The sequence below is a fragment of the Methylobacterium currus genome, from assembly GCF_003058325.1.
GTDB lineage: Bacteria > Pseudomonadota > Alphaproteobacteria > Rhizobiales > Beijerinckiaceae > Methylobacterium > Methylobacterium currus.
The window spans coordinates 2,559,904-2,575,067 of record NZ_CP028843.1 but is presented as its reverse complement, the minus strand read 5'-3'; the positions used below and the strand labels follow the sequence as shown (position 1 = coordinate 2,575,067).

Annotated in this window: 13 protein-coding genes; 5 read left to right on the top strand and 8 right to left on the bottom strand. The window is 71.9% G+C overall.

The annotated features are described in order from the left end of the window. Positions 1-203 precede the first annotated feature (203 nt). The 4 genes from DA075_RS12205 to DA075_RS12190 form a co-directional block, all read right to left on the bottom strand. On the bottom strand, positions 204-626 hold the full coding sequence (locus tag DA075_RS12205) for an arsenate-mycothiol transferase ArsC (protein WP_099953457.1): 423 nt from the start codon (positions 624-626) through the stop codon (positions 204-206). Between the two features lie 103 nt (positions 627-729). Then, positions 730-1,218: a UPF0262 family protein gene (locus DA075_RS12200; RefSeq protein ID WP_099953456.1), complete on the bottom strand. Its 489-nt coding sequence runs from the start codon at positions 1,216-1,218 to the stop codon at positions 730-732. 107 nt (positions 1,219-1,325) lie between these two features. Further along, positions 1,326-2,615, bottom strand: coding sequence for a histidinol dehydrogenase (gene hisD, locus DA075_RS12195; protein ID WP_099953455.1), 1,290 nt, complete (start codon positions 2,613-2,615; stop codon positions 1,326-1,328). Positions 2,616-2,682: 67 nt separating this feature from the next. Further along, positions 2,683-3,132: a DUF2948 family protein gene (locus DA075_RS12190; protein ID WP_164712308.1), complete on the bottom strand. Its 450-nt coding sequence runs from the start codon at positions 3,130-3,132 to the stop codon at positions 2,683-2,685. 270 nt (positions 3,133-3,402) lie between these two features. Between DA075_RS12190 and DA075_RS12185 the strand changes: the two genes are divergently transcribed. Continuing rightward, entirely contained in the window at positions 3,403-3,726 is a 324-nt protein-coding gene (locus DA075_RS12185) for a hypothetical protein (RefSeq protein ID WP_232388472.1), read from the top strand. A 190-nt stretch (positions 3,727-3,916) separates the two neighbouring features. On the opposite strand, the gene DA075_RS12180 is transcribed toward DA075_RS12185, so the two are convergent. Beyond that, positions 3,917-5,305: a sensor histidine kinase gene (locus DA075_RS12180; protein ID WP_099953452.1), complete on the bottom strand. Its 1,389-nt coding sequence runs from the start codon at positions 5,303-5,305 to the stop codon at positions 3,917-3,919. Positions 5,306-5,329: 24 nt separating this feature from the next. Then, positions 5,330-6,007, bottom strand: a complete 678-nt coding sequence (locus DA075_RS12175) for a response regulator transcription factor (protein ID WP_099953451.1) — start codon at positions 6,005-6,007, stop codon at positions 5,330-5,332. A gap of 234 nt (positions 6,008-6,241) precedes the next feature. Between DA075_RS12175 and DA075_RS12170 the strand changes: the two genes are divergently transcribed. The 4 genes from DA075_RS12170 to pepT all read left to right on the top strand — a co-directional run bounded on the left by DA075_RS12170 (position 6,242) and on the right by pepT (position 12,822). After that, positions 6,242-7,507 carry an efflux RND transporter periplasmic adaptor subunit gene (locus DA075_RS12170; RefSeq protein WP_099956558.1) on the top strand — a complete coding sequence of 422 codons (1,266 nt, stop codon included), beginning with the start codon at positions 6,242-6,244 and terminating at the stop codon, positions 7,505-7,507. Between the two features lie 7 nt (positions 7,508-7,514). Next, the gene (locus DA075_RS12165; protein WP_099953450.1) at positions 7,515-10,676 is read left to right on the top strand and encodes an efflux RND transporter permease subunit; all 3,162 of its coding nucleotides are present in this window, start codon (positions 7,515-7,517) and stop codon (positions 10,674-10,676) included. A gap of 272 nt (positions 10,677-10,948) precedes the next feature. Further along, entirely contained in the window at positions 10,949-11,569 is a 621-nt protein-coding gene (locus DA075_RS12160) for a glutathione S-transferase family protein (RefSeq protein WP_099953449.1), read from the top strand. A 17-nt stretch (positions 11,570-11,586) separates the two neighbouring features. Beyond that, entirely contained in the window at positions 11,587-12,822 is a 1,236-nt protein-coding gene (pepT, locus tag DA075_RS12155) for a peptidase T (RefSeq protein WP_099953448.1), read from the top strand. A gap of 1 nt (position 12,823) precedes the next feature. On the opposite strand, the gene DA075_RS12150 is transcribed toward pepT, so the two are convergent. Both DA075_RS12150 and DA075_RS12145 read right to left on the bottom strand, forming a co-directional pair. Further along, positions 12,824-14,092: a TetR/AcrR family transcriptional regulator gene (locus DA075_RS12150; protein WP_232388477.1), complete on the bottom strand. Its 1,269-nt coding sequence runs from the start codon at positions 14,090-14,092 to the stop codon at positions 12,824-12,826. Between the two features lie 28 nt (positions 14,093-14,120). Continuing rightward, the gene (locus DA075_RS12145; RefSeq protein ID WP_099953447.1) at positions 14,121-15,134 is read right to left on the bottom strand and encodes an NAD-dependent epimerase/dehydratase family protein; all 1,014 of its coding nucleotides are present in this window, start codon (positions 15,132-15,134) and stop codon (positions 14,121-14,123) included. Between the last annotated feature and the right edge of the window lie 30 nt (positions 15,135-15,164).

Genomic DNA, 15,164 nt, shown 5'->3' with positions numbered 1-15,164 from the left:
CTGGCCTGGGCGCCGGCCTCGCTCGTCACGCTCCAGGCTACCGCGCCGAGGATCGCCATCCGCAGGCTGCGTGCCTCCATCGCTCGATCTCCCTCTCGCCAGGCGTGGGCGTCCGCCCCACCCGCTCGGTCCTTCCGCTTTTCGCCAGGAGAGTCCACCACGAGGACGGGAGCGCCCTCGGTCGAGGGACGGATTTCCTTACGTCAGCGCAGCCTCTGCCGGATCCGAAACCCCAAACCGTCGCGCACGTCGCGATACGCGTCGAGCCGCTGCTCGCGCGAGCCTTGCGACACCGTCGGGTCCGGGGTCGGCCAGTACTCGACGTCGGCCGCCACCGTGCGGGTCAGTTCCAGGGCCGCGTGGTGGGCTTCCGGCGAGAGCGAGATGATGAGGTCGAAGTTCAGGCCCTCCCACTCCTCCAATTCGTCCAGGGTGCGGGGGCGGTGGCGCGAGGCGTCGATGCCGATCTCGTCGAGGGCTGAGATCATGAACGGGTCGGTGGGCTCGCCGCCGCGGACCCCGGCGGATTGCACGTAGACCGACTTGCCGAAATAGTGCCGGGCCAGGGCCTCGGCGCAGGCCGAGCGCACCGCGTTGAAGTTGCAGACGAACAGCACCGACTGCACCCGCTTGCCCGGTTTGGCTGGTCCGGGTTTCGCCGGGTCCGGCTTCGACGGGTCGGCCCCGACGGGAGCGGCACTGTCCGGAAGGGGACTTCCGGACACCGGCTCAGCCCTTCCAGTGCAGGGCGAAGATCAGGGTGAACAGACGGCGGGCGGTGTCGTGGTCGATCTCCACCTTGCCGTCCAGGCGCTGGCGCAGCAGCTCCGAGGCCTCGTTGTGGACCCCGCGCCGGCCCATGTCGATCGCCTCGATCTGGCTCGGCGAGGCGGTGCGGATCGCCTTGAAGTAGCTGTCGCAGATCATCTCGTAGTCGCGGATCACGCCACGGAACGGCGTCAGCGACAGGAGATGGGTCATCACCGGCTGGCCGTCGGCCGAGGAGATCGCGAAGGACAGCTTGTTCTCGACGAGGCCGAGCGCCAGCGCGTAGGGGCCGCCGTCGTGGTTGGCGACGCAAAAGCTGTTCGACTCCAGGATGTCGTAGATCGCGATGGCGCGCTCGTGCTCCTGGTCGGGGTTGCCGCGCCCGATCGAATCCTCGTCGAGCGTCACCGCCGCCAGGCGCTGTCGCGGATCGGGAGCCTCGCTCGCCATCGGGTCACCTCTTGCGGGTCGTGAACGCGCGTGTCGCGGGGCGTGAAGCAGAGGCGAGCGCGGCCCCCCGCGCAAGCCGGACGTTGGATGATTGTCGCCGTCAACCCTTAAAGGTTCAGGCGGATCGCCACCGAGCGGGCATGCCCCTCCAGCCCCTCCGAGCGGCCGAGCGCGACGGCCGCGGGACCGAGCGCCCGCAGGGCCTCGGGCGTGCAGGAGAGGAGCGAGGTTCGCTTCATGAAGTCGAGCACGCCGAGGCCGGAGGAGAACCGGGCCGAGCGGGCGGTCGGCAGGACGTGGTTGGGACCGCCGACATAGTCGCCGATCGCCTCGGGCGTGTGGGCGCCGAGGAAGATCGCCCCGGCATTGCGCACCCGCGCCGCCAGCTCCTCGGCCTCGGCCGACTCGATCTCGAGATGCTCGGGTGCCAGCCGATCGACCAGCGGGATCGCGTCGACGAGACGCGCAACCCGCACGATGGCGCCGTAATCGCGCCAGCTCGCCGTCGCGATCTCGGTGCGCGGCAGGGTCCTGAGCTGACCCTCGACCGCCGCCGCCACGGATTCGGCCAGCGCGTCGCTGTCGGTAACCAGGATCGCCTGGGCGGCCTTGTCGTGCTCGGCCTGGGCGAGCAGGTCGGCCGCGACCCAGTCCGGGTTGGCGGAGGAATCGGCGAGGATCAGCACCTCGGAGGGGCCGGCGATCATGTCGATGCCGACCTGGCCGAAGACCCGGCGCTTGGCCGCCGCCACGTAGGCGTTGCCCGGGCCGACGATCTTGGCGACCGGCCGGATGGTGGCCGTGCCGTAGGCCAGCGCGGCCACGGCCTGGGCGCCGCCGACCCGGAAGACCTCGTCGACGCCAGCGAGCTTCGCCGCGGCGAGCACCAGCGGGTTGGTGACCCCGTCCGGCGTCGGCACCACCATGGCGAGGCGCGGCACGCCCGCGACCTTGGCCGGCACCGCGTTCATCAGCACCGAGGAGGGATAGCTCGCGGTACCGCCCGGCACGTAGAGGCCGACCGATTCGAGCGCGGTCCAGCGCCAGCCGAGGGTGACGCCGAGCGCGTCGGTCTCGCGGTGGTCCGCCGGCACCTGGGCGCGATGGTAGGTCTCGATCCGGTCCTTGGCCAGAGCCAGGGCGTCGAGGGCGTCGCCTGAGCAGGCCGCCGTCGCGGCATCGATCTCCTCAGGCGAGAACCGGATGGTGTCGGGCGTGAGGTCGAGCCGGTCGAACCGCGTCGTGTAGTCGATCAGCGCCGCGTCGCCACGATCGACCACGTCCCGGATGATGTCGCGCACCGCCGCGTCGACATCCTCCGCCACCTCACGCTTGACCGAGAGCAGGCGGGCGAACTGCGCCTCGAAATCGGGATCGCGGGAATCGAGGCGCTGCATGCGGGGTCCGGTCTCGTTGTCGGCGGGAGCAAAGGATCGCGATGGGACCCGCCGACTGCCAAAAAATTCAGGCCGCGTCGAGGGGCATGTCGAGGGAGGCATGGACCGGCTTGCTCTCGGCCTGCCAGACCGGACCCAGATCCTTCATCGCCGCCTCGATGCATTCCAGCTCGAGCCGGATGGCGCCGCCGCCGGAGAAGACCAGGGTCGCGGTGCCGGACGGCGCCTCGCCGGGCTCGAAGGTGATGGCGAGGAGTTCGAGCGGGCTGTCTGGCTCGTCGCGGGAAATGTTGCGGCAGCGCACGGCGAGCACCCGGTCGAAGTGCAGGCCGGTGAGCCGCCGCCGCGGCGGGGCCCCGTCGGGGCATTCCCAGTCGAAGCGCCGCGCCACCAGGGCGAAGCGGCGCTCGCGGGGCAGGTAGGCGAGGTCTCCGGTCCGCAGGACCGCATCCTGAAGGTGGGTCGAGATGACCGCGAGATCGTCGGCGTCGAGGGCAGCGAGCTTCAGGAGCTCCATCTCCGCGTCCTTCACTGTCGGCGTCCCTGTACTTGGGGCCGGTCCGCCGAGCGGCCAGCCCGCGCTGAAGGAGTGATACTGGGCGTAAGTGGCAACGCCCCCCGCCGACGACAACCGTCGGCCGGCCGATGGCGGGGGACAGGCGATGTCGCGCAAAGCCTCCTGTCGCAACGGCACCGAATCGCCTCAGCCGGCGTTCATGTCGGAGCGCCTAGCGTGACCGGTGGGAAAAGGTCCGACACAAACGTCCGCATCGTGAGGAGAGACCCCGTGAGAACCGTGATGACCGCCGCCCTGGCCGCCCTGACCCTCGGCCTCGGCGTCGCGCCCGCCTTCGCGCAGTACGGCTATGGCGGCTACGACGACGACCGGCCGCGCCGCCGCTACGAGGAGCGCTACGATTACGACCGCCCGCGCTACCGCCGCGACGAGTATGACCGGCCGCGCTATCGCGGCGAGTATGGCGGCGGCCGCTTCGGCCGGATCTGCGTCACCGCCCGCGGCAACTGCCCGACCCGTCCGGCCCCGCTCAACTCGTCCTGCGGCTGCGAGGTCCCGGGCTTCGGCTTCAAGCGCGGCGCCATCGGGTATTGATCGATGCGTCGCGTGAGGCGGGCGGCGACGCTGCGCGCCTCACCGATGCCGGGATGCGACGCGCGGCGCTCCGGACGGCCGCTGCCGTCCAAGCAGACGTGCGTTGGCAGGCCAACGCTTCGTCCGCTCAGGTTCTCGTCGTGCCGCAGTTCTCTGTCGCGAAACCGGCAACCACTTTTGCGACATCTGCTCAGGCGGACACCCGGCCCACCCGCGTCATCGTCTCCCGCGGGCACAGCATCGCGAAGCGGGCGCCGCCGCCCTGCGCCTCTCCCACCTCGACCGGGAAACCGTGCAGCCCGGCGATCGCCGCGACCAGACCGAGGCCGAGCCCGTGGCCCGGGGTCCTGCGGGCGCGCTCGGCACGGTAGAAGCGGCGGAAGACCCGTTCGCGCTCGGACGCCGGGATGCCCGGTCCGGTATCCTCGACGGTGACGAGCGCGCCGCGTCCGGTCTCCGCGAGGCCGACCCGCACCGTCCCGCCGGAGGGCGTGAACTTCACCGCGTTGTCGATCAGGTTTGCCAGCGCCTCGAACACGAGGTCGCGGTCGCCCCGCACCGGTGGAGGCTCGCCGGCGATCGCGACCGCGAGCGAGATGCCGCCATCCTCGGCCAGCGGCTCGAACAGCTCCGCCGCCTCGCGGACCACGGTGGCGAGGTCGAAGGGTGCGAAGCCGGCGGAGCGGCGCCCGTGCTCGATCTCGCCGATGCGCAGCACGGCGGTGACCATCGCGAGGGTCTGGTCGATCCAGGCGAGGCCCTGATCGATCGCCTCGCGGAACTCCTCGACGCTCTCGGCCTGATCGCGGCTGCGCTCCAGGCGCGCCCTCAGCCGGGTCAGCGGCGTGCGCAGGTCGTGCGCCACCGCGTCGCCGACGCTGCGGACCTCCTCCATCAGGCGCTCGATCTCGTCGAGCATCCGGTTGACGTCGCGGGCGAGACGGTCGAACTCGTCGTCCCTCGTCCCGACCGGCAGGCGCCGGCGCAGGTCGCCGCGCCGCAGCTCGGCCAGCGCCGCCTCGGTGGCGGCGAGGCGCCGTCTCGCGCGGCTCGCCAGCACGAGGCCGCCGAGGCCCGACAGCGCGAGGGCCGGCACCAGTCCGAGGCCCGTCGCCCGCAGGATCGTCGCCCGTACCCGGTCGGTCTCGTCGGTGTCGTGGCCGATCACCACCGTGCCGCCGTCGGGCAGCGCCAGGGCGGTGGCCCAGATCTCGTCGGCGATCGGCCCGTCCGTCGTCTCGATCGTCGCGCCGACCCGGGTCGCGTCGCCGTCGCGGGCGAGGCCCGACGGCAGGGCGACGAGGTTGCCGGCCCGCCGCACCCCGCCCGGGCCGTACACCCCGCCGTAATGGGTGGCGTGACGGTCCATGGCGATCCAGGTCTCGACCCGGCCTGCCGTACCGGCCGGGTCCTCGGCGGCGGCCCGCACCTCGAGCCGCAGCGTCTCGGCCAACTCCTCCCGCAGGAACGCCGCCGTCTGCCAGTAGACGAAGCCGAACATCGCCAGCGCCAGCAGCGCCGACCACAGGGCGATGCCGAGCGCCCAGCGGAAGGTGGTGGAGCGGAGAAGGTCAGTCATCGGGCAGACCGGTCATCGGGCAGGTCAGTCATCGGGGATCAGCGTGAAGCCGACGCCGCGCACGCTGTGGATCACCGGCGGCTCGCCGGCCGCCTCGAGCTTGCGGCGCAAGCGGCCGAGATGCACGTCGATGAGGTTCGATCTCGGGGTGAAGCGGTAGTTCCACACCTCCTCGAACAGCAGCGCCCGGGTGACCACCTGGCCGGGGCGGCGCATCAGGTATTCGAGCAGGGTGAGTTCCCGCGGCAGCAGGTCGAGGTCGCGGCTGCCGCGCCGGCCGGTTCCGGCGATCAGATCGATCTCCAGGCTGCCGACGCGCAGGATCGTCTCGCGGGTATCGGCCGGGCGGCGCAGCAGCGCCTCGATCCGCGCGGCGAGCTCGGCCAGCACGAACGGCTTGGCGAGGTAGTCGTCGCCTCCCGCCCGCAACCCGCGGATGCGCTCGTCGACGTCGGCGAGGGCCGAGAGCACCAGGGCCGGCGTGCGGTCCCCGGCGCCGCGCAAGGATTGCAGCAGCGTCAGGCCGTCCAGCCCCGGCAGCATCCGGTCGAGGACGATCGCGTCCCAGGCCTCCCCCCGCGCCCGTTCCGCCCCTTCCGGCCCGGTCGCCGCCCAGGCGACCGCGTGTCCGCGCCCGCTGAGGTCACCCAGGATCTCCTCCGCCGTTGCGGCGTCGTCCTCGATCAGCAGCAGCTTCGCCACGTCTCTCCCTCTGCCTGACGAACGGGCTTTTGGCCCGGATCGCGCTCCCCGTCCCTGCGGAAACAGCAGGATGAACGCGAATTTAATGGCGGTGCCCCGACCCGCGCATAGGTGTTGGAACGACTCCAATCTGGCAGGGTGAAAGAGGTCGTGCTCCTGGCCGTCGAGACCGTCGCGCGCGTTGCCGAGAAAAGCGAGCCGTGCCTTGGGCAACGGGTGGACGGGGCTCCGCCCGTGCGGCCGTCGCGCCCGGGCGGGCCGCCGCCGTGGCGCGGCCTCGTCCTTCTGGCCGCGGTGCTGGCGCTGGCCGGTGGCGGCTGGTTCTACCGCGACGCCGCCGAGACAGCCATCGCGCCCGTCCTCGCCAGGCTCGGCCTGGCCGCGCCGGCACCCGCCCCGGCGGACGAGAGCCCGGCCCCGGCCGATCCGAACCTCGTCACGCTCGACGCCGCCGGCCAGACGCGCATCGGCCTCGCCTTCGGCGCGGCCGAGACCCGCCGGATCGTCCTGCCGGTGCGGGCGCCGGGCACGATCGCCTTCGACGAGCGCCGCGTCACCCACCTGAAGCCCCGCACCGCGGGCCGCGTGCTCACCCTCGCGGTGCAGCCGGGCGATCCCGTGCGGGCCGGCCAGACCCTCGCCACCCTCGATGCCGCAGGACTTCTCGATGCGCGCAACGGCCTGGCGGAAGCGCAAGCCTCCCTCGCCGAGGCGCAGGCCACCGAGCGGGTCGCCGAGCTCAACCTGAAGCGCGGCCAGGATCTCTTGAAGGTGATGGGCGTGGCCCAGGCCGAGGTCGATCGCCGCCAGGTCGATCTCGCCAAGGCGCATGCCGCGACGCTGGCGGCGACGGCCAGGGTCGACCTCTACGCGGCACAGTACGCCCGCCTCGCCCCCGAGCCCGGGGCGCCGGCCGGGACCAGCGCCATCGTGTCGCCGATCGACGGCGTGGTGACGGCGAGCGGAATCACCCTCGGCGAGGTGGTCGATACCAGTCGCGATGCCTTCACGGTGGCCGATCCGTCCCGGATCCAGGTGCTGGCGAACCTCTATGGCCGCGACATCGCGGCGGTGAAGGCGGGCGATGCCGCCACCATCCGGGCGCCGGTGCCCGACCACCCCACCTTCGAGGGCCGGGTCCGCTCGGTCAACGCCGCGATCGATCCCGCCACCAACACCGCTCCGGCCCGCATCGAGGTCGCCAACCCGAAGGGCTCCTTGCGCGCCAACATGTTCGTCTCTGTGGAGATCTCCGCCGATCTCGGGCGCGAGGGCACGACGCTCCCGGCTAGCGCCGTGCAGCAGACCGAGGACGGACCGGTGGCCTTCGTGCGCACGGCCGACGACCGGTTCGAGAAGCGGATCCTCACCCTCGGGGTGCAGCGGGCCGACTGGGTCGAGGTGACGGAGGGGGTTGCGCCCGGCGAGACGGTGGCGACGCAAGGCAGCTTCGGCCTCAAGGCGATCCTGCTGCGCAGCCTCCTCGGCGCGACGGATTGAGGGTGTCATGACGGCCTGGTTCGCCCTCCTGATCCGCCGCCGCTGGCTCGTGCTGGCGGTGGCGCTGGCGGCGGCCGCCGGCGGCCTCGTCAACCTGCGCGGCCTGTCGATCGACGCGGTGCCGGACATCTCGCCCAAGCAGGTGATGATCCTGACGCTCTCGCCCGGGCTCGGGCCGCTCGAGGTCGAGCGCCTGGTGAGCTTCCCCGTGGAGAGCGCGATGGCGGGTGCGCCGGGACTCGCCGGCATCCGCTCGACCTCGCGCTTCGGCGTCTCGGCGGTCTACGTCACCTTCGACGAGGCGATGCCGGTCACCGAGGCAAGGGCCCAGGTGTTCCAGCGCCTGCCCCAGGCCAAGGCGATGATGCCCGCCGGCATCGGCGACCCGCAGATGGGGCCGATGGCGACGGGCCTCGGCGAGATCTACCAGTTCGAGCTGCGCGGGCCGGCCACCTCGCCGATGGAGCTCAAGCGCCTCCTGCAATGGACGATCGCGCCGCGGCTCAAGCTCACCCCCGGCATCGCCGACGTGAACATCTATGGCGGCCAGCTGCCGACCTACGAGGTCCGGGTCTCGGCCGAGAGCCTGCAGCGCTATGGGGTGACGCTCGGCCAGGTCTACACGGCGCTGTCCGAGAACAACCTCGCCCGGGGCGGCGCGTATCTCGAGCACAACGACCAGCAGGAGGTGATCCGCGGCCTCGGGCTGGCGACGGGCCCGGAGGACATCGCCCGGATCGTGGTGGCGACCAATCCCGGCGGCGTGCCGGTGACGGTCGCGAGCCTCGGCGAGGTGGTGGAGGCGCCGAAGGTCCGCCTCGGGGCGGTGAGCCGCGACGCCGCCGGCGAGACGGTGGTCGGCATCGCCATGATGCAGCAGGGCGAGAATGCCAGCGCCGTCGTCGAGCGGGTGAAGGCGACGATCGAGGAGCTGCGCCCGCTCCTGCCCCCCGGCATCGCGATCGTGCCCTATTACGACCGCTCCGCACTGGTCGAGCGCACGATCCGTACCGTGGCGCACAACCTCGTCGAGGGGGCGGTGCTGGTGATCGTGGTGCTGCTCCTGCTGCTGGGCAACCTGCGGGCCGGGCTGGTGGTGGCGGCCGCGATCCCGCTCTCGATGCTGCTCGCCTTCGCGGGCATGCGGGTTCTCGGCCTGTCGGGCAACCTGATGAGCTTAGGGGCCATCGATTTCGGCCTCATCGTCGACGGCGCGGTGGTGATGATCGAGACCATCCTGCGCGCCCGCGGCGAGCACCCGGAGCGCCCGGCCCACGCCGTCATCCGCGACGCCGCGGCGGATGTGGCGAAGCCCGTGATGGTCGCGGTGGCGATCATCATCCTGGTCTACCTGCCGGTGCTGGCGCTGGAGGGCGTGGCCGGCAAGATGTTCCGGCCGATGGCGCTCACCGTGATCCTGGCGCTGGCCGGCTCGCTCCTCCTCACCCTGACCCTGATGCCGGCGCTCGCCGCCCTGGTCCTGTCGGGGCGCGGGATCGGCGAGCGCGAGACCCGCCTCGTCCACGGGATGCGGCGCGTCTACACGCCCGTCCTGCTCGTCGCCGAGCGGCGGGCCGGGACCACGGTCCTCGTCACGCTGGCGCTGTTTGCCGGCAGCTGTGTCCTCGCCACCCGGCTCGGCGGCGAGTTCCTGCCGAAGCTCTCCGAGGGCTCGGTCGTCGTCACATCGGAGAAGCTGCCGGGCATCAACCTCGACGCCTCGCTCAAGACGATGCGGCGGATCGAGGCGGTGCTGAAGTCGTTCCCGGAGGTCAAGCGGGTGGTCTCGCTCACCGGCAGCGCCGAGATCCCGACCGACCCGATGGGCGTCGAATCGACCGACAGCTTCGTCACGCTCGCCGAGCCCAAGACCTGGACCACCGCCCAGACGCAGGACGGCCTCGTCGCGGCGTTCGGCGAGCGCCTGCGCCAGGAGGTGCCGGGCGTCGCCTACGCGTTCTCGCAGCCGATCCAGATGCGCATGGACGACCTGCTGGAAGGCGTGCGCGGCGACGTGGCGATCAGCCTCTACGGCGACGACCTCGCCGTCCTGAAGGACAAGGCCGATGCCATCGTGCGGGCGGTCTCCGGCGTGCCGGGCGCGAGCGACGTGAAGGCCGAGGCCCAGGCCGGCATGCCGGCCCTGTCGATCCGGGTCGACCGGGCGGCGGCCTCCCGCTACGGGGTCAGCGCCAGCGACGTCCTCGACGTCGTCGAGGCGATCGGCGGCCGGCCTTCGGGCTCGGTCTACCGCGACGACAACGCCATCACCGACATCGTGGTGCGGCTCTCCGGTCCCGACCGCGCCGATCTCGAGCGGGTGCGCGCCCTGCCGGTGGGGCGGGGCAAGACCACCGTGCCGCTCTCCCTCGTCGCCTCGGTCGAGGTCGCGACCGGCCCGGCCCAGATCAGCCGCGAGCGGCTGCAGCGCCGCATCTCGGTCCAGGCCAACGTGCGCGGACGCGACGTGCAGAGCTTCGTCATTGACGCGCAAGGAGCCGTGAAGGCGCAGGTGAGCCTGCCGCCGCGCTACTCGCTGGTCTGGAGCGGCCAGTTCCAGAACCTGCAGGAGGCGACCGCCCGGCTCGCCGTGGTGGTGCCGGCGGCGCTCGCGGCGATCCTGGTGCTGCTGGTGGTGCTGTTCTCCGACATCCGGGTGGCGGGCCTGATCTTCCTCAACGTGCCGGTGGCGGCGACCGGGGGCATCCTGGCGCTCTATGCCCGCGGCCTGCCGTTCTCGGTCTCGGCGGCGATCGGCTTCATCGCCACCTTCGGCATCGCGGTGCTGAACGGCGTGGTGCTGATGAGCACCCTGCGCGACCTCGAACGCGCCGGCCTCTCCCCGCGCGAGGCCGCGACCGAGGCGGCGGAGCGCCGCCTGCGCCCGGTCATGACGACGGCCCTCGTGGCGACGCTCGGCTTCCTGCCGATGGCGCTCTCGACCAGCGCCGGCGCCGAGGTGCAGCGCCCGCTCGCCACCGTGGTCATCGGCGGGCTCGTCACGGCGACGCTGCTGACGCTGGTGGTGCTGCCGGCCCTGTACCCGTACGTGGCGCGGCTGCGCTGGCCGTTCGGAGGTTCGGGGCCGTCCGACGAAGACGAGGCGCGGGCTCCCCCTCTCCCCGCGGGCGGGGAGAGGACTTCACCCCCCTTGTCGGGGACGAAGTGAGCGCAGTCGAAGCCGGTGCGAGGGTGAGGGGGTCTCGACGCGTGAGGCTTCTCCGGAAACACCCCCTCACCCTCGCCCTGCGGGCTTCCTGAGCCCCGATCGGAGCTCAGGCCCCTCCCCGCCCGCGGGGAGAGGAGAGGTTCCGCGCCCCTCCTTGCCGACCAGCCCCGCATGTCCTGGGAGCGGACCAGCCGTGACCCGTTCCCCGCAGAACCGGCGCGACTCCGCACCCGAACCGCTCTACTTTCCCGCCCGCATCGGAGAAGCGCAGGATGATCCAGCTCTTTGCCTGGGACACGCCGAACGGCCGCAAGATCAGCGTCGCGCTGGAGGAGATGGGGCTGACCTACCGGGTCGAGCCGGTGGACATCACCAAGGGGCGGCAGTTCGAGCCGGACTTCCTCGCCATCAGCCCGAACAACCGCATTCCGGCGATCGTCGATTCGGAAGGTCCCGACGGGGCGCCGATCTCGGTGTTCGAATCCGGTGCGATCCTGGTCTACCTCGCCGAGAAGACCGGGCGCTTCCTGCCGGCGAGCGGGCGCGGCCGGGTCCAGGCGATGGAGTGGCTGATGTGGCAGATGGGCGGCTTCGGGCCGATGCCGGGCCAGGTCCACCACTTCCTGACGGTCGACGAGACGGACCGCGCCTACGGGCTCGAGCGCTACCAGAAGGAGACGCGCCGGCTCTACGGCGTGCTCGACAGGCGCCTGGCCGAGGGGGACTTCGTCGCCGGCGACCTCTCGATCGCGGATTTCGCCATCCTGGCCTGGGCCTGGCGCCACGCCCGGCACCGGGTCGACCTCGCCGATTACCCGAACGTGAAGCGCTGGTACGATGCGCTGATGGCACGGCCCGCGGTGCAGCGGGGCTTCTCCGTGGCGCTGAGCTGATGAGGGGATCCGACGACATGGTGGACGAGACCGGCCTCCGGGCCCAGTTGGTCGAGCGCTTCGTCCGCTACCTCGCGGTGGCGAGCCAGAGCGACGCCCGGGCCACCACCCTGCCGAGCACGCCGGGCCAGCGCGCCCTCGCCGAATTGCTGGCCGGAGAGCTTCGCGACCTCGGCCTGTCCGACGTGGTGCTCGACGAGCGCGCGATCCTGACGGCGCGCAAGGCCGGCACCCGGCCCGGCGCCCCGCCGATCGGCTTCATCGCCCATCTCGACACCGTCGATGTCGGGCTTTCGGCCGAGATCCACCCGCAGGTGCTGCGCTTCGACGGCCAGGATCTCTGCCTCAATCGCGACCAGGACATCTGGCTGCGGGTCGCCGAGCATCCGGAGATCGCCCCTTACGCCGGCGAGGAGGTGATCGTCGGCGACGGGACCAGCGTGCTCGGGGCCGACAACAAGGCGGCGATCGCCGTGCTGATGACCCTGCTCGCGACCCTGACGCCGGAGGATCCGCACGGCGACATCTGGGTCGCCTTCGTGCCCGACGAGGAGATCGGCCTGCGCGGCGCCAAGGCGCTCGACCTCGCGCGCTTCGCGTGTGACTTCGCCTACACGATCGATGCCTGCGCGCTGGGCGAGGTGGTGATCGAGACCTTCAACGCGGCCGGCGCCGAGATCGTGTTCACGGGCGTGAGCGCCCATCCGATGTCGGCCAAGGGCGTGATGGTGAACCCGATCCTGATGGCGCACGACTTCATCAGCCGGTTCGACCGGGCCGAGACGCCGGAGAACACGGACGGGCGCGAGGGCTACATCTGGTTCAACGGCCTCCAGGCCCATTCCGGCGAGGCCCGCCTGCAGGCGATGGTCCGCGACTTCGATCGTGACCGCTTCGCCGCCCGCAAGGCGCGCCTGCACGCGGCGACGGAGGAGATCGCCGCCCTCTACCCGACCGGCCGGGTCGAGTGCCGGATCACCGACACCTACGGCAACATCCACGACAGCCTCGGCGACGACCGCCGGCCGGTCGATCTCCTGTTCGCCGCGCTGAAGGCTGAGGGCATCACGCCGAAGCAGATCCCGATGCGCGGGGGCACCGACGGCGCGGCCCTCTCGGCCCGCGGCCTGCCGACGCCGAACTACTTCACCGGCGCCCACAACTTCCACTCGCGGTTCGAGTTCTTGCCGGTGTCGGCCTTCGCGGCCTCGTGGCGGGTGACGCGGCGGATCTGTCAGTTGGCAGCGGATTAGGTCACCGCGCCGCTGGCGCGAAGAGCCCCAGGAACAGCGGCCGGGCATAGAGGTCGGCCGCATTGTCCGGCGTGACGCCCGGCACCCAGGCCGGCAGCTCGGCGGCGGCGTTCACCATGCTGGAGACGAGCTGGGCGGCGATGCCGGCATCGTGCGGCCGCACCGAGCCGTCGACCATGCCGTCGACGAGGCAGAAGCCGAAGCGCTCGGTCAGCCGGTTCATGGTGCGCCGCGTCTCGGTGCGCAGGGCCTCCGGCAGGGCGCTGAAGGCGGTGACGCGCAGGAGCGGCCCGCCGGGCCCGAGCTGGCTGCGCACCAGCGTCGCCGAGGCGGTGCAGATTCGGTCCCAGCCGCTGCCGCCGTTTGCATCCGCCGCGTCCTGCACCGCCCGGATCTGCGCGAAGCTGCGGGCGAAGCAATTGGCGACGAGGTCGTCCTTGTTGTCGTTGTGGTGGTAGAACGACCCCTTGGTGACCTTGAGGAGGCCGGAGATCTTCTCCACCGAGGCGCCGCGATAGCCCTGCTGGTTGATGAGGATGGTGGCGGCACGGAGGAACGCCTCCGGCGAGACCTCGCTCTCCTCCGGCGGCGCCTGTTCGGGCAGGAGGACCGGGCGCCACTCCGAGCCCGGGGCCGCGAGGCCGCTCGTGAGGAGGTCGGCCATGCGGACGCCGGCCCGGGCATAGTCCCGCGGCTCGTAGCGGTGGATCCACAGCCGGGTCGAGTGGATCACCGAGAGCAGCAGGTGGGTGCGGGCGTTGCGGTCCTGCCGGTCGAGGCCGTCGTCGTCGAACAGGCCGCGCAGGCGGCGGAAGAGCGCGTTGTAGGCGGAGAAGACGCTCTCGGCCTGGGGGGCGGGGAGCGCCCGCACGTCGTTGAGCACGGCGATGTCCGGTTCCTCGCCCGCCGCCATCGCGGCCCGGTGGGCGACCGCGAGGTCGAGGAGCCGGGCGAGCCGCGCCGGCCCGTCGGGCGCCGCCTCGGCCCGGGCCACCAGCCCGTCGAGCACCCCGATCGTGTGCAGGAAGCAGGCCGCCGCCAGATCCTCCTTGCGACGGTAATAGTAGGTCACGCTGTTCGTCATCAGCCCGACGCTGCGGGCGACGTCGGCGAGCGTCGTGCCCTTCACGCCGGCCTCGTTGATCAGGGCGGCGGCGGCGTGGAGGATCGCGTCGCGCTTCTGGGCGTAGCGCCGGGTCTGGCGCGGCGCCGCGTCGGGGGCGGGCACGGTCTCGGGATCGAGGCTGCGGGGCATCGGGGGATTGAGCACTGTCACGGCTCCCCTGACAAGCCGGTGATTACGCACCCATGCCGTAATGCTCCCGGTACCAGGCGACGAAGGCCGGGATGCCCGCCTCCAGCGGCGTCGCCGGCACGTAGCCGACGAGGTCGCGCAGGAGGTCGGTGCTCGCCTCGGTCCGCTCGACGTCGCCGGGTGGCAAATCGCGCAGGTGGCGCCGCGCCGTCCGGCCGAGGGCCTGTTCCAGGGCGTCGAGCATCGCCGCGACGCTCACCGGCCGGCCGCCGCCGATATTGACCATCCGGTAGGGCGCGACCGGGCTCAGGGTATCGGCCGCCGAGACGCCTCCCGAGCCGGGCGGGGGAGGGGGGGCGTCGATCAGCCGAGAGATGCTCTCGACGAGATCGTCGATATAGGTGAAGTCCCGCACCGCCCGGCCGTGGTCGTAGACCTCGATCGGCTCGCCGGCCAGGATCTTTCGGGTGAACAGGAACAACGCCATGTCGGGCCGGCCCCACGGCCCGTAGACGGTGAAGAACCGGAACGCGGTGGTGGGGATCTTCCAGAGGTGGGCGTAGGAATGCGCCATCGCCTCGCCGGCGATCTTCGAGGCGGCGTAGATGGTGAGCGGCCACACCGCCCGGTCGGTCTCGCGGAACGGCACCGTCCGGTTGCCGCCATAGGCCGAGGAGGTCGAGGCGAAGAGCAGGTGGCGCACCGGATGCGCCCGGCAGCCCTCCAGCACCTGGAAGGTGCCCACCACGTTGCCGGAGACGTAGGCCTCCGGGTGCTCCAGGCTGTAGCGCACCCCTGCCTGGGCGGCGAGATGCACCACCATCTCCGGCCGCGCCTCGGCCATCAGCGCCATGAAGGCGCCGGGCTCCTCCAGCAGGAAGGCGTGCGACGAGAAGCCGGGCAGGCGCTCGAGCTGCGCCAGCCGGGCCCGCTTCAGGGCGACGTCGTAGTAGTCGGTCAGCCCGTCGACCCCCACCACCTCGTGGCCGGCCCGGAGCAGGCGCCGGGCGAGGTGGAAGCCGATGAAGCCGGCCGTGCCTGTCACGAGGAAGCGCATGGCGGGTCCCTGGCGCGGGCCTGAACGTGC